Annotated in this window: 21 protein-coding genes; 6 read left to right on the forward strand and 15 right to left on the reverse strand. The window is 73.0% G+C overall.

Features of this window, described 5'->3' with window-relative positions; all coding sequences use genetic code 11:
* Positions 1–39 precede the first annotated feature (39 nt).
* Positions 40–906 carry an NAD-dependent epimerase/dehydratase family protein gene (locus ABEA81_RS22315; protein WP_345607223.1) on the forward strand — a complete coding sequence of 289 codons (867 nt, stop codon included), beginning with the start codon at positions 40–42 and terminating at the stop codon, positions 904–906.
* A gap of 127 nt (positions 907–1033) precedes the next feature.
* Here the strand turns inward: ABEA81_RS22315 and ABEA81_RS22320 are convergent, their stop codons facing one another.
* Positions 1034–1708, reverse strand: a complete 675-nt coding sequence (locus ABEA81_RS22320; RefSeq protein ID WP_345607225.1) for a TetR/AcrR family transcriptional regulator — start codon at positions 1706–1708, stop codon at positions 1034–1036.
* Between the two features lie 162 nt (positions 1709–1870).
* On the opposite strand from ABEA81_RS22320, the gene ABEA81_RS22325 reads away from it, so the two are divergent.
* The 3 genes from ABEA81_RS22325 to ABEA81_RS22335 are packed head-to-tail and all read left to right on the forward strand — an operon-like array spanning position 1871 to position 5956.
* Positions 1871–3583, forward strand: a complete 1713-nt coding sequence (locus tag ABEA81_RS22325) for an HlyD family efflux transporter periplasmic adaptor subunit (protein WP_345607227.1) — start codon at positions 1871–1873, stop codon at positions 3581–3583.
* A 36-nt stretch (positions 3584–3619) separates the two neighbouring features.
* Positions 3620–4417, forward strand: a complete 798-nt coding sequence (locus tag ABEA81_RS22330; RefSeq protein WP_345607228.1) for an efflux RND transporter periplasmic adaptor subunit — start codon at positions 3620–3622, stop codon at positions 4415–4417.
* 3 nt (positions 4418–4420) lie between these two features.
* Positions 4421–5956, forward strand: a complete 1536-nt coding sequence (locus tag ABEA81_RS22335; protein ID WP_345607229.1) for a DHA2 family efflux MFS transporter permease subunit — start codon at positions 4421–4423, stop codon at positions 5954–5956.
* A 14-nt stretch (positions 5957–5970) separates the two neighbouring features.
* Here ABEA81_RS22335 and ABEA81_RS22340 read toward each other — a convergent pair whose 3' ends face one another.
* Together ABEA81_RS22340 and ABEA81_RS22345 are read right to left on the reverse strand one after the other, a co-directional pair.
* Positions 5971–6279, reverse strand: a complete 309-nt coding sequence (locus ABEA81_RS22340) for a hypothetical protein (protein ID WP_345607230.1) — start codon at positions 6277–6279, stop codon at positions 5971–5973.
* On the reverse strand, positions 6242–7117 hold the full coding sequence (locus ABEA81_RS22345; protein WP_345607231.1) for a helix-turn-helix transcriptional regulator: 876 nt from the start codon (positions 7115–7117) through the stop codon (positions 6242–6244). The genes ABEA81_RS22340 and ABEA81_RS22345 overlap by 38 nt, the downstream gene beginning before the upstream one ends.
* Positions 7118–7136: 19 nt before the next feature.
* Here ABEA81_RS22345 and ABEA81_RS22350 point away from each other — a divergent pair, with 19 nt between their 5' ends.
* Both ABEA81_RS22350 and ABEA81_RS22355 read left to right on the forward strand, forming a co-directional pair.
* Entirely contained in the window at positions 7137–7658 is a 522-nt protein-coding gene (locus ABEA81_RS22350) for a class I SAM-dependent methyltransferase (RefSeq protein ID WP_345607232.1), read from the forward strand.
* 10 nt (positions 7659–7668) lie between these two features.
* Complete coding sequence (locus ABEA81_RS22355) at positions 7669–8421, forward strand: SDR family oxidoreductase (RefSeq protein ID WP_345607233.1); 753 nt, start codon at positions 7669–7671, stop codon at positions 8419–8421.
* A 32-nt stretch (positions 8422–8453) separates the two neighbouring features.
* Here ABEA81_RS22355 and ABEA81_RS22360 read toward each other — a convergent pair whose 3' ends face one another.
* From ABEA81_RS22360 to ABEA81_RS22415, 12 genes are all read right to left on the reverse strand, one after another.
* A complete protein-coding gene (locus ABEA81_RS22360) occupies positions 8454–9131 on the reverse strand; it encodes a pentapeptide repeat-containing protein (RefSeq protein ID WP_345607234.1) in 678 nt (225 codons plus the stop codon).
* 41 nt (positions 9132–9172) lie between these two features.
* Positions 9173–9946, reverse strand: coding sequence for an SDR family oxidoreductase (locus tag ABEA81_RS22365; protein WP_345607236.1), 774 nt, complete (start codon positions 9944–9946; stop codon positions 9173–9175).
* A 19-nt stretch (positions 9947–9965) separates the two neighbouring features.
* The gene (locus ABEA81_RS22370; protein WP_345607237.1) at positions 9966–10640 is read right to left on the reverse strand and encodes a 3-oxoacid CoA-transferase subunit B; all 675 of its coding nucleotides are present in this window, start codon (positions 10638–10640) and stop codon (positions 9966–9968) included.
* Complete coding sequence (locus ABEA81_RS22375) at positions 10637–11296, reverse strand: 3-oxoacid CoA-transferase subunit A (protein WP_345607238.1); 660 nt, start codon at positions 11294–11296, stop codon at positions 10637–10639. The genes ABEA81_RS22370 and ABEA81_RS22375 overlap by 4 nt, the downstream gene beginning before the upstream one ends.
* On the reverse strand, positions 11293–12924 hold the full coding sequence (locus ABEA81_RS22380) for a thiamine pyrophosphate-binding protein (protein WP_345607239.1): 1632 nt from the start codon (positions 12922–12924) through the stop codon (positions 11293–11295). The genes ABEA81_RS22375 and ABEA81_RS22380 overlap by 4 nt, the downstream gene beginning before the upstream one ends.
* 82 nt (positions 12925–13006) lie before the next feature.
* The gene (locus ABEA81_RS22385) at positions 13007–13513 is read right to left on the reverse strand and encodes a hypothetical protein (RefSeq protein WP_345607240.1); all 507 of its coding nucleotides are present in this window, start codon (positions 13511–13513) and stop codon (positions 13007–13009) included.
* 76 nt (positions 13514–13589) lie between these two features.
* Positions 13590–14348: a class II aldolase/adducin family protein gene (locus tag ABEA81_RS22390; RefSeq protein ID WP_345607241.1), complete on the reverse strand. Its 759-nt coding sequence runs from the start codon at positions 14346–14348 to the stop codon at positions 13590–13592.
* Complete coding sequence (locus tag ABEA81_RS22395; RefSeq protein ID WP_345607242.1) at positions 14345–15421, reverse strand: ABC transporter permease; 1077 nt, start codon at positions 15419–15421, stop codon at positions 14345–14347. The genes ABEA81_RS22390 and ABEA81_RS22395 overlap by 4 nt, the downstream gene beginning before the upstream one ends.
* Positions 15418–16419: an ABC transporter permease gene (locus ABEA81_RS22400; RefSeq protein ID WP_345607243.1), complete on the reverse strand. Its 1002-nt coding sequence runs from the start codon at positions 16417–16419 to the stop codon at positions 15418–15420. Before ABEA81_RS22400 ends, ABEA81_RS22395 begins: the two co-directional genes overlap by 4 nt.
* Positions 16416–17921, reverse strand: coding sequence for a sugar ABC transporter ATP-binding protein (locus ABEA81_RS22405; RefSeq protein WP_345607244.1), 1506 nt, complete (start codon positions 17919–17921; stop codon positions 16416–16418). Before ABEA81_RS22405 ends, ABEA81_RS22400 begins: the two co-directional genes overlap by 4 nt.
* Positions 17921–18955 (reverse strand): autoinducer 2 ABC transporter substrate-binding protein, encoded by a 1035-nt coding sequence (locus ABEA81_RS22410; RefSeq protein ID WP_345607245.1) that lies wholly within the window; start codon positions 18953–18955, stop codon positions 17921–17923. Before ABEA81_RS22410 ends, ABEA81_RS22405 begins: the two co-directional genes overlap by 1 nt.
* A gap of 26 nt (positions 18956–18981) precedes the next feature.
* Positions 18982–19776, reverse strand: coding sequence for a DeoR/GlpR family DNA-binding transcription regulator (locus ABEA81_RS22415; RefSeq protein ID WP_345607246.1), 795 nt, complete (start codon positions 19774–19776; stop codon positions 18982–18984).
* Positions 19777–19788 lie beyond the last annotated feature (12 nt).

Raw genomic sequence — 19788 nt, forward strand, 5'->3', positions numbered from 1 at the left:
GACGGACTTCCGGCGGGGGACACTAGAAGGGGAGTGCAGTTGCGTATCGCCGTCACTGGCGCGGCGGGCCGGCTCGGCCGGCACGTCGTGGCCCGGGCCGTGCGCGCCGGGCACGAGGTCATCGCCACCGACCTGCCCGGCGCCACGGGGAAGCCCGACGGGCGCGTCGAGTGGCGGGGCGCCGACCTCACCGACCTCGAGCAGACCCGGGCCGCGCTCGCCGGAGCCCAGGCCGTGATCCACCTGGGCGGGCTGGTGCACCCCCGCTACCCGGAACCGGAGGTCCACCGGGTCAACGTGAACGGCACGTACCACGTGCTGGTCGCCGCGGAGGAGCACGGCCTCGACGGGGTCTGCCTCGCGTCGAGCATCAACGCGATCGGCGGCGTCTACAGCGCCGCGCCGCGCTACGACTACTTCCCGGTGGACGAGGACCACCCGACCTACGCCGAGGACCCGTACAGCCTGTCGAAGTGGATCGTGGAGCAGCAGTCGGCGTCGTTCGCCCGCCGCCGTCCGGACGTGGCGTTCTCCGCCCTGCGGCTGCACGGCCTCCGCGACGACGCGGCCTCCGCCCTGCGGGACGGCCAGGACGAGCGCAACCGCAAGGACCTGTGGGGCTGGGTGTCGTTCGACGCCGCGGCGGCGGCCTGCCTGCTGGCGGCGCTCCGCCCGACGCCGGGCCACGCCGTCTACCACGTCGTGGCCGACCGCACGACCACCTCGACCCCCAGCACCGAGCTCGCGGCGCGCTGGTACCCCGGGGTGCCGCTGCGTGCACCGATGGCCGGCACCGCGGGGTTCTACGCCACCACCCGGGCCACGGCCGACCTCGGCTGGGACCCCGCGGACGACCACCCGGAGATCGGCCCCGGCGAACGGTCCCGCCTCCCAGCCTCCGCCTAGACGATTCCCAATAGGCAAGACCCGGTCCTTCTCCGGGGCCCCCTCGCAGCTCGAGGGCGCCCCCGACGGCCGCGACCACGCCCGTCGAGCGCTCCCCGATCGCCCTCGACCACAGAGCCCCCAGGAATCAACCGTCCAGCGGGCCGTCAGGCGGGGCCGTTGCGTCGTCGGTGATCTGGTCGGGCCAGATGGCCTGCCCGGGCAGCCTGTCGTGGTCCCCGCCGGCCCGGAGGCTCTCGAGGAGCAGCGCCATGCAGCGTTCGGAGGCCAGCTGCGCCGTCGCGCTCTGCTCGACGGCCAGCGGGTGGGCCAGCAGGGCGAACATCACAGCGACGTCGCCGGTGCCGACGTCGGTGCGCAGCGTGCCCTCCGCCTGCGCCCGGCGCACCACGCGGTCGAGCAGGTCGACCATGTGCCGGCGGGCCTGGTCGGCGTTGCGCTCCTTCTTGAGGACCGCGTGCATGTGCGGGTAGGCCGTCAGGAGCCGGAAGGACAGCCGCAGCTCCTGGGACTGGCGCAGGATGCGCACGAGTGCGTCCCACGCGGAGGCTTCCTCGGTGACGGCGGCGTTGGCCTCGGCGATCGCGTGGTCGAAGTTGTCCACCGCCACCGCCCGGATCAGCGCCTCCCGGTCGGCGAAGTGCCGGTACAGCGTGCCCGGCGCGACGCCCGCCGATCGGGCGATTTCCTCGGTGGGCGCCTCGGGCCCGTGCGTGGCGAACCACGTCTTGGCTGCGGCGACGATACGGTCGCGGTTGCGGCGCGCGTCAGCCCGCAGGCGGGGCAGCTGCTCGTCTCCCACGGCCGTCCTCTCGGTCTGGCTCTCAGCGTTCTATCAGCACGGAGCGCCACTTTCCCATGATCGGGGGTCCCTCGATCGGGCGAGACGGTATCTGCGAGACTCCTCTCTCGTTTCCAGAGCGTGGTGATTGTGCCGCATCTTCGGGAGGGGAGCGTGCAGCAGATGAACAGGCGGCGTGTGCCGACTGGCCGGCTGCAGCGGATCGGCGCGGCGGGCTGCGGTGCCATGGCGGTTCTGCTGTTGGCCTCGTGCACGACCGAGGAGCCGGGGAAACCGACCACCGCGACGGTCGAGCGTGCAGCGGTCACCAGCGGCGTGTCCGGCACCGGGTCGATGACCGCTGCCAGCCAGCAGAACATGGGCTTCCCCAACGGCGGCCAGCTCACCAACGTCTTCGTGAAGGTCGGCGACCGCGTCGAGCCGGGACAGGTGATCGCCACCGTCGACGACTTCGCCTTGCGCCAGGCGTTGCAGCAGCAGCAGGGACAGCTCAACTCGCAGCAGGCGGCCCTCGACCGGCTGATCAACTCGCCGGTCGCCGACGGTGCGCAGGACACGCTGTCACAGGCCCAGGAGATCCTGGACAAGACGCGCAAGCAGGCCGACGAGGCGCTCGACGCGGCCGAGCAGGAGATCGACAACGCCAAGCGCAAGCTCGACATCGACGAGAAGGCCCTGGACAAGGCCGAGGACAAGCTCCACGCCGACCAGCGGGCGTGCGGCGACGACGACGGCACGGTGGCCAACAGCACTACGTCTGATGACAGCAGCTCGGCGGACCGGAGCGGTGCGTCGGGCGGTAGCGGTTCGTCGAGCGGCGGCCGCAACAACGCCGAGGGCGACGAGGACGACGAGGACGACGACGGCAGCACCAAGGGGTCGTCCGGCGTGTTCGCACCGAGCATCTCCTCGCAGCCGCTGGTGTCGACGAGCAGCAACCCCGCCGCCTGCACCGCCATTGCGGCGGACAAGCAGGCGGTGGTGCAGGCCAAGCAGCAGGTCGTGGTGAGCAAGAACGCGGTGGACACCGCGGAGAAGCAGCGCGACAACCAGCGGGCCAGCGGCGAGCTCTCCATCGCGAACGCCGAGCAGGGCGTGGTCAACGCCCGCAACAACGCGAACTCGGAGAAGTCGGACCGGCCCTTCAACATCGAGGAGCAGCGCGGCGCGGTCGTGAGCCAGCAGGCTGCCGTGGCCGCCGCGCAGCGCGACCTGGACAACGCGACACTGCGTTCCCCGGTGGCCGCCACGGTCTCGGCCATCAACGGTGTGGTGGGCGAGTACGTCGCGCCCAGCAGCGGCACCAGCGCACTCGCCCCGGGCAGCAGCGCGGGCATCCCGGGCGTGGACTCCGCGTCGGCTGCGCAGGCCGCGGCCGGGGTCGGCGCCAACCCCGCCCGGCCCGGCGGCACCCAGTTCGTGGTGCTCGACAACATCGACGCGTTCCAGGTCGTGGTCCCGTTCAGCGAGGCCGACGCCGCGACGATCGTGCCGAACCAGAAGGTGAACGTGTCGGTCGACGCCGTCCCGGACGTCACGCTCGAGGGCACGGTGCTGTCGGTCGCCCCGACCGGCACGGCCATCTCCGGGGTGGTCAGCTACTACGTGACGATGGTCGTCCAGAAGTCGGACCCGCGGATCAAGGACGGGCAGACGGTGCGCGCCACCGTCGTGACCGAGGAGCTCGACAACGTGCTCACGGTGCCGTCCTCGGCGGTGCGCCAGGAGGACGGCCGACCCACCGTGACGGTCGTGGACCCCGACGGATCCCAGAAGTCCGTGCCGTTCGAGGCGGGCAAGGTGGGGGCGGACCGCACGCAGGTGCTCTCCGGCCTGCGGGAGGGGCAGCAGGTTCTGTTGCCCGCCGCCCGGTGAACGAGCGGATACTCGAGCGGGGGAGGGAGTCGGTCCATGTCTGAAGGTCCGGCCACGGAGCCGGTATCGACGGTGAGCAACGGAAGCAGCGACCGCAGGGGCGCCGAGGCGGGGAGCGGCGATGGCGCCGCAGGTGGCGCTGCCGGAGGCGGCGCTGCCGAGCCGAAGCCGAAGCGGCAGATGTCGCGGGGCACGCGCATCTCGCTCATCGTGATCCTCGTGATCGCGGTTCTGGCCGGTGGTGGGGTCACGGCCTGGTACTTCATCGACGCCCAGAACTACGTCACCACCGACAACGCCCAGATCGACGGCGACAAGATCTCGGTCAACGCGCCCACCAGCGGCACGGTGATCGACTGGAGGGCCACGCAGGGCGCGCAGCTGCAGGAGGACAAGGTCGTCGGGCGCATCCGCATCCAGGGCGCGTTCGTCCAGCCGGAGATGCCGGTGCGCGCGCCGGGCAACGGCACCGTCGCGGTCAACAACGCGGTCGAGGGCACGTACGTCACCGCGGGCACGGAGCTGGCCGTGGCCTACGACTTCTCCAAGATCTTCGTCACGGCGCGGGTGGACGAGACGGACATCGACGACGTCCGCGCCGGCCAGATCGTCGACATCGACGTCGACGCGTTCCCCGGTCACGTGTTCAGGGGCACGGTGCGCGAGGTGCAGGGCGGCGCCGCGGGCGTGTTCTCGGTGTTCCCGGAGTCCAACACCTCCGGGAACTTCCAGAAGGTCACCCAGGTGATCCCCGTGAAGATCAACATCGAGAACCCGGAGGGCCTGGGGATCGTCCCCGGCATGAACGTCACCGTGAAGATCCACAAGGGCTGACCGGTGACGCAAGCGGCCCAGGCTCGCGCGGAAACCCGCCCGGCCTCAGGGGGATGGCTCCTGCCGCTCGTCGTGCTCGTCTCCGGCATGTTCATGTCGGTGCTCGACACGAGCATCGTCAACGTGGCGATCCCGAAGATGCAGAACGTCTTCGGGGTCACCGCGGACGACATCGAATGGATCGCCACGTCGTACACGCTGGTGCTCGGCGTGGTCGTGCCGGCCAGCTCGTGGCTCGCCAACCGCGTCGGGATGACCCGGCTGTACATCTTCTCGCTGCTCGCCTTCGCGGCGGGATCGGCGCTCTGCGGTGTCGCGTGGGACCTGGACAGCATGATCGCGTTCCGGGTCCTGCAGGCCATCCCGGGCGGTGTGCTGCCGGTCGTGAGCCTCTCGATGCTCTACCAGATCGTGCCGAAGGAGAAGATCGGCAGCGCGATGGGCATCTACGGCCTCGGGGTCGTCGTCGCGCCCGCCGTCGGCCCGACGCTCGGCGGCTACCTGGTCGAGTACGTCGACTGGCGGCTGATCTTCTTCATCAACGTCCCGGTCGGCATGCTGGGGGCGATCGCGGCCTTCCTCCTCCTGCCCGCGTTCACCGGGCAGCCGGCCGGCCGGTTCGACCTCCTCGGATTCCTGGCGATCGCCACCGGTCTCTCGTCGCTGCTGCTCGCGCTCTCGGAGGGGCAGTCGTGGGGGTGGACGGCCTACCCGACGGTGATCCTGATCATCCTCGGGCTCCTGTGCCTCGCGCTGTTCGTGGTGATCGAGAACGCGGTCGAGAACCCGCTGCTCGACATCAGGGTGTTCCGCGTGTGGCCGTACACGAACTCGCTGCTGCTGATCTCTGTGCTCTCGATCGGCCTGTTCTCCGTGCTGTTCTACATCCCCGTCTACCTGCAGCAGGCCCGCGGGCTCGGGGCGTTCGAGGCCGGGCTGCTGCTCATGCCCCAGGCGCTCGTCATGCTCGTCCTGATGCCGGTGGCCGGGCAGATCTACGACCGCATCGGCGCCCGCGTCCCCGCTGTCGTCGGCCTGACGATCATGATGATCGCGACGTACATGATGCGGGACCTGACCGCGGTCACGTCGCAGGGCGAGATCATCGCGCTGCTGTGCCTTCGTGCCTTCGGCACGGGGCTCTGCATGATGCCGATCATGACGAGCGGGATCTCGTCCGTGCCGCCCACGATCGTCAGCTCGGCGAGCGCGTTCAACAACGTGGTGCAACGGGTCTCGGCGGCTCTCGGCCTCGCCGCGCTGACGGCGTTCATGACCATCCAGCAGGCCCAGCTCAACGCCGACCGCAGCGGGCTGATGAGCCCCGACATGATGCCGGAGCTCGGTCCCGGGCAGACCGGCCAGGTGCTCGGCACCATGGCGATCTACCAGCAGACCAACACCCAGGTCTTCGTGTCGGCGCTCGACGACGTCATGCTGATCACCACGATCATGACCGCCATGGCGGTCGTGCTCGCCTGCTTCCTCCGGCACGGACGCAGCGCGCCCGCAGGCGGCGGCCCCGCGATGGTCGACTGAGGGGTCGCTCTCGCTCACCGAGGCGGGGTGACCACCGCCGTGTAGTGGCGCACCCGCTCGTCCACGTCGTCCAGCACCGCACGCGCCGCGGGGGAGACGTTCGCCGCGTCGACGTCCGGGCCCGCGAAGCGCCGCACGTCGGCGAACGAGTCGAACAGTGTCAGGGTGACGTACTCGGTGCTCGTCGCCGCCGTCCGGCGCAACAGGTAGGCACCCCGGAAGCCGTCGAGGCCGCCCAGCGCGTCGAGGACGTGGTCGCGGAACTCCTGCTCGTAGGCGGAGGGGTCACCGGATGTGCGGGCGCTCCAGATTCGAACGATCATGCGTCGATCGTCCGCGTCGCCGCCGCGCCCGGCTTGACGATTCGTGCTCATCCGCCAGGATGCGTCGCACGTGGCTGGGCGGGTCACCGACCTCCGCCCGCACCGCCCGGGTGAGGTGGGCGTGGTCGGCGAACCCGAGATCGGCGGCCAGCCCGGCGAGGTCGCGGTGGCCGTCGGCGAGCCGGTCGAGCGCGGCCCGCACCCGCAGGTGCCGGCGGTACCGGGTGAGCGTCTCCCCGGTCTCGGCGCGGAACACCCGGGAGAGGTGCGACCGGGAGACGCCGAGCAGCCGCGCGAGGCGGACCAGCCCGTCGAACGCCGGATCGGCCACCAGCACCTCCCGCGCCGCCTCGGCCAGCCGCCGGTGGGACGGGGCGCCGTCGCGGGCCGGGGCGCTCGCGGGGTCGCGGAGCAGGCCGTCGGCGAGCCGCACCACCCGCTCGGACAGCTCGAACCCGTCCGCGCCCTGGCGGGCCCGCGCGAGCAGCGCACGGTGGGCCATGTCGACCGGTCCGGACGTGCGCAGCGTGGCGGGCAGCCTGCGCGGCAGCACGTCGTCCGCCAGCCGCGGACCGAGCGAGACCACCGTGCAGGCGTCCTCGCGGCCGGGCCGGTGGGCGATGCTCTGCTCGTCGCCCGCGCGACCGACGAACGCCCGGACCGGGTCCACCGTCGTCTCCGCGCGGCGCAGCCGGAGCCCGAACGTGCCGCGTCGCACGAAGACGAGCTGGTGGCCGGGGGTGTGCTCGGGGGCGGTCCAGGCGTGCGTCCGCTCGACGATCCGCAGGTCGTCCACGGCGACGTCCTCGGCGGAGGCGATCCTGGTCAGGTGCCGCACGACTGCGATGCTGCCACGCATGGCACCGGCGGCGGAACGCTTGGTCTGGGCGGTCGAGACGCTGGGCGTGCGCGCCGGCGACCGCGTACTCGAGATCGGATGCGGGCACGGCGTGGCGGCGTCGCTCGTGTGCGAGCGGCTCGACGGCGGGAGCATCCTCGGCATCGACCGGTCCGCGAAGATGATCGAGGCGGCCGGCCGGCGCAATGCCGGGCACGTCGCCACCGGGCGGGCGGCGTTCCAGGTGGCGGCGCTGCACGAGGCCGACCTCGACGGCGTCCGGTTCGACCTCGTCTTCGCGATCCACGTCCCGGTGTTCCTGCGTGGCGATCCGGGCCGCGAGCTCGCGATCGTGCGCGCCCACCTCGCGCCGGGCGGCCGGTTCGCGCTGCCGTTCCAGCCGCTCGACCCCGCTGCCACCGAGCCGACCGTCGGGCGTCTCGCGGGCGTGCTCGAGGCCGGTGGGTTCACGGTCGTGGAGCGGCACCTCGCCGAGCTGGCGGGCGGCCGCGCCGGATGCGTGGTCGCGCGGGCCGGATGAGCACGAGATCATGTCGCTCGTGACGGACGGCGATGTGGCAGTGGTGACGGGTGCGGGCTCCGGCGTGGGGCGGGTGGTGGCCACCGCCCTGCTGGACGCGGGCTACCGGGTGGCGCTCGCGGGGCGCCGGGCGGCGCCGCTCGAGGAGACCGCGGACGGCCGCGAGTCGGCGCTCGTGGTGCCCACCGACGTCGGCGACGCGGAGTCCGTGGCCGGTCTCTTCGCCGCGGTGCGGGAGCGGTGGGGCCGGGTCGACCTCCTCGTGAACAACGCAGGCACTTTCGGCCCGTCCGGCAGCGTGGACGAGATCGCGGTCGAGGACTGGACGTCCACCGTGGCCACCAACCTGACCGGGGCCTTCCTCTGCGCGCGCGAGGCGTTCACCGCGATGCGCGCCCAACGTCCGCAGGGCGGCCGGATCATCAACAACGGTTCCATCTCCGCGCACGTGCCGCGGCCCGGCAGCGCCGCGTACACGGCCACCAAGCACGCCATCACCGGCCTGACGAAGTCCATCGCCCTCGACGGGCGCCCCTACGACATCGCGTGCGGGCAGATCGACATCGGCAACGCGGCCACCGACATGACCGCCGGCATCTCCGTGGGAGCCCGGCAGGCCGACGGCAGCGTCCGCCCGGAGCCGACCTTCGACCCGGCGCACGTGGCCGACGCCGTGCTGCTCATGGCCCGGTTGCCGCTGGACGCGAACGTCCCGTTCCTGACGATCACCGCGACGAAGATGCCGTTCCTGGGCCGGGGCTGATCATGCGGGTCGCCGGGGCCTGATCCACTAGATCAGGGCTGGTCCGTCACCTGGATGGCCAGTGCGTCGAGCAGCACGGTGGCCAGCGGGACGATCTGGTCCGGGCTGATCCGCGCGCCGCGCAGGGAGAGCGCGCCGCGGACGTCGTCGAGGGTGGAGCCGTGCAGGTCCACCTCCCGCAGCCGGGCCGTGTCGAAGCTCGCCTCGGCCAGGTCGCACCCGAGCATCGCGCAGTGCTCGCCGTCGAAGTCGTAGAAGTCCGCGCCGTGCAGCGAGGTGTTCTCGACGAGGAGGAACCGGGCCTTCGCCATCCGGAACCCGGCGAGGTCGGCGGTGCTGTCGGCGATGCGGACGTCGGTGAGCTGCGCCCCGTCGAATGCGGTGCCGGTGAGCCGGCAGTCGGTGAAGACGACGCGGGTGAGCAGGGCCTCCTCGAGCCGGGCGCCGGACAGGTCGCAGTGGACGAACTCCACGTCCCGGCATTCGAGACCGGTGAAGCGCACCCCGGCGAGGCTTCCGCCGACCCACCGGCTCTCCTGGATCCGCAGGTCGGCCACGCGGTCGGGCACGTGGACCTCGGCACCGGCGTCGACGCAGTCCCACAGCTCGCCGCCCTCGACCGCGCCCGGCGCGGCCTCCAGGTCGGTGGGCAGGTCGGGCGCCTCGGGCCGGCGCTTGACGGGGCGGGACCTGCTGCCTCGGGGAGCCACGGGGCCGACCGTACGGGGTGGGGCCGACGATCGGGTCTCGCTCAGTGCGTCCGCACCAGCCCGCCGTCGCAGCGGACCTGCTCGCCCGTGACGTAGGAGGCGGCGGCGCTGGCCAGGAACGTCACGACCGCGGCGAACTCCTCGGGCGTGCCGTACCGCCCCGCGGGGATCGCGGCCTTGGCCTGCGCCCGCACCTCCTCCTCGCTCTTGCCGGAGCGTTCGGCGTTGGCGCGGTCGAGCACGCCGACCCGGTCGGTGGCGATGCGGCCGGGCAGCACCATGTTGACCGTGACGCCGTCGGCGGCCACCTCGGTGGCGAGGGTCTTGAGGTAGCCCGCGAGCGCCGCGCGGCCCGCGTTCGACGCGACGAGGCGCTCGATCGGGGCCTGCACGCCGCTGGAGCCGATCGCGACGATCCGGCCGAAGCCGCGCTCGCGCATCCCCGGCAGCACGGCCTGGACGAGCCGCTGGTGCGGCTGCACGAGCAGCGCGACGGCGTCGGCGAGCTTCTCGGGGGTGAAGTCGACCGCCACGCCGGGCGGGGGGCCGCCGCCGTTCAGCACGAGCACGTCGACCGGGCCGAACTGCTCCTGCGCGGCGCCGACCAGCGCGTCCGTTGCGGCGGGGTCGGTGAGGTCGATCTCGACCCCGACCGCGGACGGCAGCTTCGAGGCCTCATCGCGCACGAGCTCGCCGCGTCGTCCGCCCAGCACGACGTTCGCGCCCTCCGCGGCGAGCGCGCGGGCCACGGCGAGGCCGAGGCCGGAGCTCGCGCCGGGCACGACGGCGGTGCGTCCCTTCAGTCCGGTGTCCATGACCCGAGTCAACCATCCCTCACGTGTCGGTCGCGAAGCGCAGCGGCGCGCCCGTCCGCGCCTGCAGCTCGTCGCGGCTGAGGCCCGGGACCACCTCCCGGACGACGAACCCGTCCGGCGTCACGTCGATCACGGCGAGGTCGGTGTAGATCCGGTCCACCACGCCCGCGGCTGTGAGTGGGTAGGTGCACGAGCGCAGGAGCTTGGGCCGGCCGTCCCTCGTGGTGTGCGTGGTCATCACCAGCACCCGGCGGGCCCCGACCGCGAGATCCATCGCCCCGCCGACCGCGGGCGGCAGCGTGGCGTCGTCGGTGGCCCAGTTGGCGAGGTCGCCGTTCGCCGCCACCTGGAACGCACCGAGCACCGTGATGTCGATGTGCCCGCCGCGCATCATCACGAAGGCGTCGGTGTGGTGGAAGTACGCGCCGCCGGGCAGCAGCGTCACCGGCTGCTTGCCGGCGTTGATCAGCTCGGGGTCGCCGGTGCCCTCCTCGGGCGCCGGTCCCATCCCGAGGATCCCGTTCTCGCTGTGGTAGATGATCTCCCGGTCCGGGGGCGCCACGTCCGCGACGAGCGTGGGCAGCCCGATCCCCAGGTTCACGTAGGAGCCGTCCGGGATGTCCTGCGCCACCCGGGCGGCCAGCTGCCGCTTGTCGAGCCTCTGCGCCGATGGTTCGCTCGCGAGCTCGCTCACGCCACCACCACCCGGTCCACGAAGATGCCCGGCGTCACCACGGTCTCCGGGTCCAGCTCCCCGAGCTCGACGAACGCGCGCACCTGGGCCACCGTCAGCGCCGCCGCGGTGGCCATCACCGGGCCGAAGTTGCGCGCCGCCGAGTGGTAGACGAGGTTGCCCCACCGGTCCGCGCGGTCGGCCTTGATGAGCGCGACATCGGCCTTCAGCGGCTCCTCGAACACGTGCCGGCGCCCGTCGATCACGCGGACCTCCTTGCCCTCCGCCAGCGGCGAGTCGGCGCCCGCTGGGGTGAAGAACCCGCCGAGCCCGGCGCCCGCGACCCGCATCCGTTCGCTGAGCGTGCCCTGCGGCACCAGCTCCAGCTCGATCTCGCCCGCCCGCCACAGCTTCTCGAACCACACCGAACCCGACGACCGCGGGTACGAGCAGACGATCTTGCGCACGCGCCGCTCGCGGATCAGCGCGGCGATGTCGGTCTCGCCGCTGCCCGCGTTGTTGGTGACGACGGTGAGGTCCCGCACGCCCAGGTCCAGCACCGCGTGCACCAGCTCCACCGGAACCCCGGAGTTGCCGAACCCGCCCACCAGCACCGTGTCGCCGTCCCGCACCCCGGCCACGGCCACGGCCAGGGACGCCACCCGCTTGTCGATCATCCCGCCGCCCGGTACCAGCGCGGCGAGGTGGACGGTGGCGGTGTGAGCGCGGCCCGCACCGCGACCAGCGACGGCCCGTCGGTCGCGAGGCTCTTGGCGAGCGCGTCCTCGAACGCCTCGCCGAAGCCGTCCACACCCTCGGCAGGCACGCCGAACGCGTGGGCGAGCGCCACGAAGTCGGGTGTGACCAGGTCGACGCCGCGGGTGGGCACGCCCGACTGCACCTGGTCGAACCGGAGCATGCCGTAGCCGCCGTCGTCGACCAGCACGACCGTGACGGGCAACCGCTCCTGGACCGCGGTGGCCAGCTCGCCGCACGCGAAGAGGAACCCACCGTCGCCGACGACCGCGACCGCGCGCCCAGCGCCCGACGCGGCCGCGCCGAGCGCTGCGGGGAAGGCGAAGCCGAGCGTGCCCCAGCCCATCGGGTACGCGAGCCTGCGCGGGCCGCGCACCCGGTGGAAACCGGCCACCCAGTAACCGGCGATGCACATGTCGGCGAGCACGGTGGCGTCCGCGGGAAGCACCCGGTCGAACGTGTCGAGCAGCAGCGCGGCCTGCGGTTCCTCCTCGCGGACGAGCGCGGCCACCTGCGTGCGCATCGACCCGGTCTGCACCGCGAGCACGTCGAGCCCGTCCCGCTGCGGCACCGCGGCGGCGAGCCGTTCGGTCACGGCGCGCGCGTCGCCGACGAGGACGTGGTCGGGTCGGTAGTTCTTCGCGGCGTCCGCGGCGTCGACGTTGATCGCGAGCAGCGCGGGCGGCTGCGGCATCCGCCAGTTCTGGGTGGTCATCCCGTCGAGGTCGCTGCCGACCGCGATCACGAGGTCGGAGTCGTCCCACAGCGCGCCGATGGCCGGGACGTGGGCGGTGGCGGGCGCCAGGCAGGGGTGATCGGGCGGGAGCACACCGCGCCCGTGGTAGGTGGTGACGACCGGGGCGGCGAGCCGTTCGGCGAGGAGGCCCACGGCGTGGCCCGCGCCGGCGCGCACGGCCCCGCCGCCGACCCACAGCAGCGGGTGCTCCGCCCGCTCGATCAGCGCGAGCGCGGCGTCGAGGTCCGCGTCCGGCGGTTCCGGTGGGGCGGTTTCGACGGGCGTCCGCCGCGTCACCGATGCGGTGAGCAGGTCGGTCGGCACGCCCAGGTAGACGGGGCCGGTGGGCGCCCGCAGCGCCTCCCGCCCTGCCTCCAGCACCTCGGCGTACAGGTCGGCCGCCGCGGCGGTGGTCGTCGCCGCCTTGGTGACCGGCGCGAACATCGCTGCCTGGTCGCGGGTCTCGTGCAGCACCCCGCGGTAGACGCCGGGCCGCCGCAGCGTCGACGGGATGTCGGTAGCGATCACCAGCACCGGTGCGCCCGACGTCATGGCCTCGCCGGTGGCGCCGAGCGTGTTGGCCGCGCCCGGCCCGGTGGTCACGACCGCGACGCCGAGCCGTCCGGTGGCCCGCGCGTAGCCGTCGGCCGCGTACGCGGCGGCCTGCTCGTGCCGCACGCCGATCAGCCGGATCCCGGCCTCGGCGCAGGCCTCCCACACCGCGAGGTTGTGCACGCCCGGGAGCCCGAAGGCCAGCTCGACCCCCAGCTCCCGCAGTGCGTCGACCAGTGCCGTCGCTCCGTTGTCCGCCACTCGCGCCCCCTCTTCCGAGCCGCATGTCTGATGACAGACCGTATGCAACACGGCGGGCCCGGTGCAATCGGCGCCGTGCCGATCAGCCGCGGCAGCGCCGCCGGTAGTAGGCGACGGTCACGGCCGCGAGCAAGGGGGCCCACAGCAGCAGCGGCAGGTACGCCGCGATCATGAGCACCTTCCAGCCGCCGTGGGCGAAGTGGAAGTTGCCCAGCTCGGGGAAGTCGCGGAAGGCGTACGCCCAGATCAGGCCGAGCGCCACCGCACCGGCCGATGCGGGCACGACGGCGGCGAGCGGTGGCACCCGGCGGCCACCGAGCAGTGGGACCCGGCGCGGCACCCGCTCGCCCCACGGCCGGACCAGCCCCAGCGTCAGCAGCGCCGCGCCCTCCGTCACCAGGCTCAGCGCGATGAAGTAGGGCGGTTCCCACCACTGGATCTGGAGCCCGACGAGCCCCATGGGGAAGCCGAGCGCGAGCGGGACGCGCCAGAGCCCGGACGGCAGGGTCGTGAGCGGGACGATGTGGGCGGCGACCACCGCCCACCGGGGGGCGGGCCGCCCGTCCCGCACCGCGGATGACGTGACCATGCCCCGAGCCTCGCTCCGCCCGGTGGCGCCCACCTCCCGCGCGCGGGGGATCCCCGCCCCGCCGCAGGGGGAGCGGTCAGGCGGGTGAGCGTCCCAGCAGCGTGCGGCGGGCCGCCTCGTCGGGCCGGCCCGCGAGCTCGCGCGCGTGCTCGACGCCCAGCGGGACGAGGCTGCCCGCCCCGAGGCCCACCGAGCGGACGCGGGCGGCCTTCACCGCCATCGTCGTGATGGTCTCCACCTCGGCTGCGGTGGCACCGAGCGCGACGATGCCGTGGTTGCCGAGCAGGACGAGCCGGGGCGGGGCGCCGTCGCGGTCGAGCCGGTCCCGGACTGCGGTGTGGACGGCGGTGCCGAGCGCGATGCCGGGCGGTGCGTAGGGCACCCACACCGGCTCGCCGAGCACCACCGCCTCGTCCGGGAAGAGGGGAGCCGACCACAGCTCCTCGGCCTCCCGCACCGCGAGCAGGCCGACGACCGCCGTCGGGTGCGTGTGGGCCACCCAGGTGGCTCCGGCGGCGAGCGCGACGACGTGCACGAGCGTCTCGATAGACGCCCGCGACCCGCCCGCGGACAGCAGCCGCGACAGCTCCTCCTGGTCGGTGCCGCCCCGTTCCAGCACGTCGACGAGCTCCGGCAGCTCGCCGACGACGAAGTCCCCGGCGTCGGCGAGGTCCATCCGCGACCCGCTGGCCTTCACGGCGAACCGGTCGCCGGGAAGCCGCACCGAGGTGTTGCCCTCGGCCAGGACGACCAGGTCGGCCGCCGGGTCGCCGATCCGCCGGGTGAGCGCCACCAGCTCGTCCGGCACGTCGTCCGGGCGGACGGCGAAGGTCACGACAGCCTCCCGTAGCGCCGCAGCGCGATCGTGTTGAGCAGCGCGGACAGCACGAGCACCAGCCCGAGCGCCAGCAGCTGGTAGCGGCTGCCCTCGGCGCCCTCGGGGAACGCGAGCAGCATCCCGGCGTTCAGCCAGGTGACGAGCAGCGCGGCCACCAGCACGCCGCCGACCCGTCCGATCCCGCCCTGGATCGCGACGCCGCCCAGCACGGCCACGGTGATGGCGGGCAACGCCATCCCGTTGCCGACGATTCCGGCGTCCGGGCGCGCGGAGGCGAACTGCCCCACCGTCACCACCGCCACCACCCCGGAGAGCAGCCCGGACAGCACGAACGCCGTGAACCGGGTGCGCGCCACCGACTGCGTGGCGTATGCCGCCGCCACGTCGTTGGTGCCCACCGCGTACAGCGACCGCCCGTAGGTCGATCGGGACATCACCACCCAGGCCAGCACCGCGCAGGGCAGCAGGATCGTGAACACGTGCAGGGGGACGGGCGGGAGCGGCGCCGGCAGGTTCACGTTCCTGGTCAGCGCGTGCAGCGCGACGACCGGGGGCGTGGAGATCGGCGCGTTCGCGTTGCTGATCAGCGCGAGCGAGCTGTAGGCGTAGTAGGTCGCGAGCGTCGCGATCAGCGCCGGGAACCGCACGTAGGCCACGAGGGCCCCGTTGACGGCGCCGAGCAGCGCGCCGACGACGATGCACCCGAAGATCGACGGGAGCAGCGGCCAGCCCCACACGCCGACCATGAACCCGAAGGCCATGCCGGCGAGCGACACGATCGCGCCCACCGAGAGGTCGATCCCGCCGCGCCCGGAGACGATCACGAACAGCTCCGCGACCGCGAGCAGCGCGAACGGCACCATCGACTCGAGCGCGTTGCCGAGGTAGCGCACGTCGTAGGGCGCCACGAGGTAGCCGCCCGCGCCGAGCACCCGGAACCACACGATCACGACCACGAGCAGCACCGCGAGCAGCACCACGCGCTCGGTCAGCCCGATCCGCAGCACCCGCGCGGCGAGGCCCTCGCCGCGGGTGCGCTCCGCCGGGGGGACCGTCTCGATCTCGGTCATCGGGCGCTCCTCCGCCGCTCGCGCAGCAGGTCGACCCCGACCGCCACGAGGATGAACAGGCCGATGAACAGCTGGGCGAGCTCGGTGGGCCAGGACAGCAGCGTGACGGCGCTGGAGACGGTGCCGACGAGCAGTGCCCCGAGCAGCGTGCCCAGCACGGTGCCGCGGCCGCCGATGATGCTCGTCCCGCCGATCACGACGGCCGCGATCACCCGCAGCTCCAGCCCGGTGCCGACGTTCTGCTGGACGAGCCCGCCGCTGCCGATGAGGACGCACGCCGCGAGCCCGACGCACGCCCCCGTGAGGACGTACGCGCTGATCTGGCGGCGCCGCACCCGGACGCCGGCGAGCCGCGCCGCGAACGCGTCGCCGCCCACCGCGTAGAGGTGCCGGCCGGTGGCCCAGTACCGCATGTAGCACCACATGCCGGCGGCCAGCACGAGCGTGAGCCACCACGCCGTGGGCACGCCCAGCAGCCTGCCCTCCGCGCCGCCGCCGATCGGCGCGAGCGTCCCGGGCACCCCCGCCACCTGCTCGGTGCCGAAGATCTGCAGCGAGACGAAGCGGTAGATGTTGAGCGTGCCGAACGTGACGATGATCGGGTGGATGCCGCCGTAGGCCACCAGCAGGCCGTTGACGGCGCCGAGCACCAGCCCGACCACCACGGCGACGGCGGCCGCCGCCACGAACGGCAGCCCGGAGTCGCGCACCAGCAACGCGACGATCACCATCACGACGGCGGCCTGGCTGCCCACCGACACGTCGATCCCCGCGGTGACGATCACCGCCGTCATCCCGATCCCGATCAGCGCGATCGGGGCCACCGTGAACAGGATGTTCTGCAGGTTGCCCGTCGTCAGGAACGTGTCGGTGACGAGCGTCAGCACCACCCACAGCAGCCCCACCACCGCGATGAGGGCGAGCTCCTGGCCCTCGATCGCCCGCACCCGCGGCCTGCGCCGCGTGGGCGCGGCCACTGCGGTTGTCGTTGCGTTCACGCGGCCGCCTCGCCCTCGTCCCCCGCCGCGGCCGCGAGCACGTCTGCCTGGCTCGCGCCGCGCTCGAACTCGCGCACCACCGCCCCCTTCCGCACGACCAGCACCCGGTCGGCGAGCTGCAGCACCTCGGGCAGATCCGTCGAGATGACGAGAACGGCGCTGCCGCCGTCGGCCAGCTCCAGGACGAGGCGGTGGATCTCCTCCTTCGCCCCGACGTCGACGCCCTGGGTCGGCTCCTCCAGCACGAGCACGCGGGGCGCGCGCACGAGCTGGCGGGCGAGCACCACCTTCTGCTGGTTGCCGCCCGACAGCGCCCCGACGGCGGTGCCGACGTCCGGTGCCCTGATCGAGATGCGGCGCAGGAAGTCCTCCGCGATCGAGCGCTCGCGCCGCCGGTCGAACCAGAAGCCCAGCTTCGCCAGGTGGCGCAGGTGGGCGCTGGAGATGTTGAACGCGATCGACTTGTTCGCGAACACGCCCTGCTGCTTGCGGTTGCCGGGCAGCATCGCGATCCCCGCGGCCGCGGCGTCCTGCGGCGAGTGCAGCCGGACCGCGCGACCGTCCACCTGAACGGTGCCGGCGTCGGCGGGGTTCACGCCGTAGAGCGCGCGGGCGATCGCATCCGTACCCGAGCCCACGAGGCCGTAGAGCGCCACCACCTCGGCCGGCCGTACCTGCAGTTCGAGGCCGGCGAACGCCCCGGTGCGGCCGAGCCCGGCGACGGCGAGCACCGGATCGCCGGTGGGCGCCGGCCGGTCGGCGGTGGCCGATCCCAGCTCGTGGCCGACCATCAGCTCGGCCACCTGCCGCACCGACAGCTCGCTGGTCGGCCGGCTGGCGACCACCTCGCCGTCGCGCAGCACGGTGACCCGGTCGCTGATCTGCGCCAGCTCGTCGAGCCGGTGGGAGATGTAGATGATCCCGACGCCGGCCGCGCGCAGGTTGCGGACCACGCCGAACAGCACGTCGATCTCCCGGTCGGTGAGGATCGCCGACGGCTCGTCGAGGATCAGCACCTTCGCCGAGTGCGCGAACGCCTTGGCGATCGACACGAGCTGCTGCTCGGCCACCGGCAGGTCGGCGACCCGGACGTCGCCGATCGCGGGGTCGAGACCGATCTGGGTGAGGAGCTCGCCCACCCGCGTGCGCTGGGTGGCCCAGTCCACCCGTCCGCCCGTGCGCAGCTCCCGGCCGAGGAACACGTTCTCGGCCACGGTGAGCTCGCCGAACAGGTGCGGCTCCTGGTAGACGGTGGCGATCCCCGCCTCCATGGCCGCCTGGGTGCTCCCGCCGGTGAGCGGGATGCCGTCGATCTCGACGGTGCCCTCGTCGGCCACCTCGGCACCGGACACGATCTTGATCAGGGTGGACTTGCCGGCGCCGTTCTCGCCGACGAGGGCGTGCACCTCGCCGGCGAGAACGTCGAAGTCGACACCCCGCAGCGCCCGCACGCCGCCGTAGCGCTTCTGGACGCCGCGGAGTAGCAGCAGGGCCTCCGCCATCAGTACTCGTACTGGTCGACGTTGTCCGTGGTGATCCGCAGCGGGTCGCCGAGCAGCAGCTCCTTGCTGCCCGCGTCCCACTTGACCGCCGGGAGCTGCGGGTTCACGTTGTTCGTCGCCTGGAACGGGGTGCCCGACGCCAGCTGCAGGCCGGCCCACGCGGTGAGGTAGCCGAGCTGCTCGACGTCCCACAGGATGGCCGCGGACGACGATCCGTTCTCCAGGTACTGCTTCATCGACTGGGGCGTGCCCAGCCCCACGGTGAACACCTGCCCGATCTTGCCGGCCTCGGTGACGGCCTTGGCCACGCCGGGCGCCGACGCCGTGCACTCGCCGACGAGCCCCTTGAGGTCGGGGTGCGCGTTCATCAGGTCCTTCGCCATCGTGACCGACTGCGCCTCGTCCTCACCGGCGTACACGATGTCGGCGATCTGGGCGTTCGGGTACTTCTCCGCGGTCACCTTCTTCTGGACCTCGATCCAGGAGTTGAGGTTCGCCGCGGTCTGCCCGCACGAGACGATCGCGTACTTGCCCTGGCCACCCATCGCCTCCAGGAGGGAGTCGGTGAGCGCGGTGCCGACGCCCTCGGGCGAGGCCTGGTTCACGAACGCCTCGCGCACGGAGTTGGGGGCGTCGGTGTCGCTGGTCATGACCTTGATCCCGGCGTCGGCGGCCTCCTGCAGCACGGGGGCCATCGAGTCGGGGTCGTTCGGCGCCACCACGAGGACGTCCACCCGCTGCTGGATGAGCGAGTTGACGATCTCGGTCTGGGCGCCGGGGTCGGCCGTCGAGGAGCCGCGGTAGATCCACTCGATCCCGAGCTCCTGCGCGGCCTTCTGCCCGCCGGTGTTCATCGCCTCGAAGTAGGGGATGCCCTGCAGCTTGGGCACGAACGCGACGCTGACCTTGTCGCCGCCGCCTCCGCCTCCTCCTCCGCCGCCCCCGCCGCCGGGGTTCTGCTGGGTGCAGCCGGTGAGGGCGAGCGCCCCCGCCGCTGCCACGGCCAGCGCCGCAGTGATGCTCCTGCCCCGCATCCTCGCTCCTTCCTCCGCGCCTGTGGTCAGGCGGATGTCTCGTGGGTGTGGTCGACCGGCACCCGGTGGATCTTGACGCCCTGTTCGGCGAAGCCGCCGAGCGCGTCGGGTTCGGCGGCGTCGTCGGTGAACAGGCCGGTGATCCGCTGGGCGGGCACGAAGCTGTGCAGCGCGAACCGGCCGATCTTGGACGAGTCGAAGAGGCCGTAGACGTCGACGCAGGCGGCGGCCAGCCGCCGCTTCACCGTGGTCTCCTCCACCGAGAGCTCCATCAGGCCGTGCTCGCGGGACAGGCCGCGGATCCCGAAGAAGCCCATCGTCAGCCGGCCGCGGCTCACCACGACGTCGCCGATGTCACCGACCACCGACCACGACGAGCGCCGCAGCGTGCCGCCCGGGAGCACGACGGTGACCCCGCTGTCGCTGAGCAGCTCGGCCGCGCGCAGGCCGTTGGTGACCACGATCAGGCTGCGCCGGCCGCGCAGCTCGTGGGCGAGGTGGTAGCAGGTGGTGCTGCAGTCGAGCGCGATCGCCGCGCCGTCGGGCACCAGCGCGGCCGCGGCGCGCGCGATCGCGGCCTTCGCCGCCGTGCCGTGGCGCAGGCGCATCTCGAATGCGCCCTCGTCCGCACCGTCGGCCGTGACGGCCCCGCCGCGCACGCGTGCGAGCAGGTGCCTGCGCTCCAGGACCTCGAGGTCCTTGCGGATCGTCACCGCGGTGACGCCGAAGCGGCGGACGAGGTCGGTGACGCTCACCCGGCCGTCGACGTCGAGCAGGCGCAGCACCTCCTGCTGCCGCTCGTGCTCCGCGATGCCCGCCACGCGCGAACCGTA

The sequence above is a fragment of the Pseudonocardia adelaidensis genome (genome assembly GCF_039543345.1).
Taxonomy (GTDB): Bacteria; Actinomycetota; Actinomycetes; order Mycobacteriales; family Pseudonocardiaceae; genus Pseudonocardia; species Pseudonocardia adelaidensis.

Bases quoted from the DNA above. Each gene is read 5' to 3' on its own strand.
- ABEA81_RS22355 (WP_345607233.1), top strand. From the start codon at position 7,669: ATGTCGCTCGTGACGGACGGCGATGTGGCAGTGGTGACGGGTGCGGGC.
- ABEA81_RS22340 (WP_345607230.1), bottom strand. From the start codon at position 6,279: ATGATCGTTCGAATCTGGAGCGCCCGCACATCCGGTGACCCCTCCGCC.
- ABEA81_RS22330 (WP_345607228.1), top strand. From the start codon at position 3,620: ATGTCTGAAGGTCCGGCCACGGAGCCGGTATCGACGGTGAGCAACGGA.
- ABEA81_RS22375 (WP_345607238.1), bottom strand. From the start codon at position 11,296: ATGATCGACAAGCGGGTGGCGTCCCTGGCCGTGGCCGTGGCCGGGGTG.
- ABEA81_RS22385 (WP_345607240.1), bottom strand. From the start codon at position 13,513: ATGGTCACGTCATCCGCGGTGCGGGACGGGCGGCCCGCCCCCCGGTGG.
- ABEA81_RS22410 (WP_345607245.1), bottom strand. From the start codon at position 18,955: ATGCGGGGCAGGAGCATCACTGCGGCGCTGGCCGTGGCAGCGGCGGGG.
- ABEA81_RS22405 (WP_345607244.1), bottom strand. From the start codon at position 17,921: ATGGCGGAGGCCCTGCTGCTACTCCGCGGCGTCCAGAAGCGCTACGGC.
- ABEA81_RS22365 (WP_345607236.1), bottom strand. From the start codon at position 9,946: ATGGACACCGGACTGAAGGGACGCACCGCCGTCGTGCCCGGCGCGAGC.
- ABEA81_RS22325 (WP_345607227.1), top strand. From the start codon at position 1,871: ATGAACAGGCGGCGTGTGCCGACTGGCCGGCTGCAGCGGATCGGCGCG.
- ABEA81_RS22395 (WP_345607242.1), bottom strand. From the start codon at position 15,421: ATGACCGAGATCGAGACGGTCCCCCCGGCGGAGCGCACCCGCGGCGAG.
- ABEA81_RS22350 (WP_345607232.1), top strand. From the start codon at position 7,137: ATGGCACCGGCGGCGGAACGCTTGGTCTGGGCGGTCGAGACGCTGGGC.